This window comes from Actinocrinis sp. (assembly GCF_035605935.1).
In the GTDB taxonomy this organism is placed as follows: domain Bacteria; phylum Actinomycetota; class Actinomycetes; order Streptomycetales; family Catenulisporaceae; genus Actinocrinis.
Genome location: NZ_DATNGK010000264.1, coordinates 1 through 2,116, shown reverse-complemented (window position 1 = coordinate 2,116; position 2,116 = coordinate 1). Strand labels below are relative to the sequence as shown.

Here is a 2,116-nt window from a genome sequence, read left to right as displayed (position 1 = left end):
CTGATCGCCGCCGCCCGGAAGGTGGCTTCGTGAACGACGCGGGCGAGATCATGGCCGCGCCTGAAGAACTGCCGAGCTGGCTGCGCCCGCTCGCCGGAGCACTACGTGACCTGGGCACGAACTGGCTCGGCTTCCGGCCCAAGCCGCGCACCCTGCCCGGCGAGCCGCGACGTTCAGCCGTGCTGATCCTCTTCGGTGAGAGCAACACGCCGGGCGCTTCGGTACCGGACGTTTTGATCACGGAACGAGCCACGACAATGCGTTCACACGCCGGTCAGCCGGCCTTCCCCGGCGGACGGATCGACCCCGAGGATCAAGGGCCGGTGCACGCGGCGCTGCGTGAGGCGCAGGAGGAGACCGGCGTCGATCCCGAGTCAGTGGCCGTATTCGGCCGCTTGCCCGAGATCTACCTGCAACCGAGTGATTTCATGGTCGCGTCCGTTCTGGGGTGGTGGCACACTCCGTCGCCGCCACGCGTCGTCAGTCCTCTGGAGGTGGCCGCAGTGCACCGAGTGCCTGTGGCCGAGCTTGCCGACCCTGCGAACCGGTTGCGCGTGCGTCATCCGGCCGGTTACGTCGGCCCGGCCTTCCACGCCGACGGCATGCTCGTCTGGGGATTCACCGCCGGATTGCTTGACGCCGTGCTCAGGCTCGGCGGCTGGGAGCAGCCCTGGGACCACAGCCGGCTTGAGGACTTACCTGAAGAGGTCTCGGCATTGGCGGTTCGGTCGAGCTCGATCCGCCCCGCTGACCAGCGGCCGTTCGCCACGGGCGCGGACGGCCTGGAAAGCGTGGCCGCCCTTCCCGGCTCGGCAGCGAACGGCTCGGGTGCGGACGGTTCAGCGGACCACGATGCGGGCGCGAACAATATGGACAGCGCGGGCGGCTTAGCCGGCACCGGTGGCGAGTGAGGGTGAGCCCGTGGACCTGCTCGATCTGATTCTGATCATCGTCGCCATCGCGTTCGCGGTGTCTGGTTACCGGCAGGGCTTTGTGGTCGGCGTGCTTTCGTTCGTCGGCTTCGTCGGCGGACTGCTGCTCGGCCTGTGGCTGGTACCCATGGTGATACAGCGCTTCACGGCGAACACCTCGCTGGTCGTCTCGACCGTCTCGCTGTGCGCGGTGCTCGTGCTCGCGGTGCTGGGGCAGGTGTTCGCCACTTCGATCGGCGGGCGGGTGCGGCGCGAGATCACCTGGCGGCCGGTGCAGGCCGTGGATCAAAGCGCGGGCGCGGCGGTGTCCGTGATCTCGGTGCTGCTGGTCGCCTGGTTCCTCGGTCTGGCGTTGGTCAACTCGACGATGCCGGTGGTCGCTCAGCAGGTCCGCAACTCGGCGCTGCTCAACGGAATGCGGACGGTGTTGCCGGCGAACGCGTCCAGTTGGTTCAGCTCGTTCGCGAGTGTGCTCGACAAGAGCGGATTCCCACAGGTGTTCGCACCGTTCACGCACGAGCAGATCGCCAACGTTCCGCCGCCTGATCCGGCTGTGCTTAACCAGGCGGGCGTCGTGAAGGCGCAGAACTCGATCGTCAAGATCGTCGGTAACGCGCCGAGCTGTGGAAAGCAGATCGAAGGATCCGGGTTCGTGTACTCGGCCCAGCACGTGATGACGAACGCTCACGTCGTAGGCGGTGTAACGCATCCGACAGTGCAAGTGGGCGGAGAAGGGCACCTTTACCGCGCGACAGTAGTGCTGTTCGACCCGACGAGCGACATCGCAGTGCTCTACGTCCCAGGCCTCCGGTCGGCCCCGCTCGCCTTCGACAGCTCCGGCACCAGCGGGGACACCGCCGTCGTGGCCGGCTTCCCAGAGGACGGCCCGTTCACGCCGGTCGCCGCTCGCATCCGGCAGGAGATCCAGGCGCAGGGGCAGGACATCTATCAGCGGGGCTCGGCGACGCGCGACATCTTCTCGCTCTTCGCGCAAGTGCTCCAAGGCAACTCCGGCGGGCCGCTGCTCACCTCGAACGGTGAGGTGTACGGCGTGGTGTTCGCCAAGTCGTTGGAGGATGCGTCAACTGGCTACGCCCTGACTGCGAATCAGGTCAAGCCTGATGCGAACCAGGGCGCGAGCGCGACGAGCGCGGTGGACACTCAAGGCTGCGCTATCTGACGCT

2 protein-coding genes are annotated in these 2,116 nt (G+C 67.2%); both read left to right on the top strand.

The window, feature by feature from the left end; all coding sequences use genetic code 11:
• Window positions 1-50 precede the first annotated feature (50 nt).
• On the top strand, window positions 51-911 hold the full coding sequence (locus tag VN779_RS21090) for a CoA pyrophosphatase (protein ID WP_349260879.1): 861 nt from the start codon (window positions 51-53) through the stop codon (window positions 909-911).
• A gap of 10 nt (window positions 912-921) precedes the next feature.
• Complete coding sequence (locus tag VN779_RS21085) at window positions 922-2,112, top strand: MarP family serine protease (protein ID WP_349260878.1); 1,191 nt, start codon at window positions 922-924, stop codon at window positions 2,110-2,112.
• Window positions 2,113-2,116 lie beyond the last annotated feature (4 nt).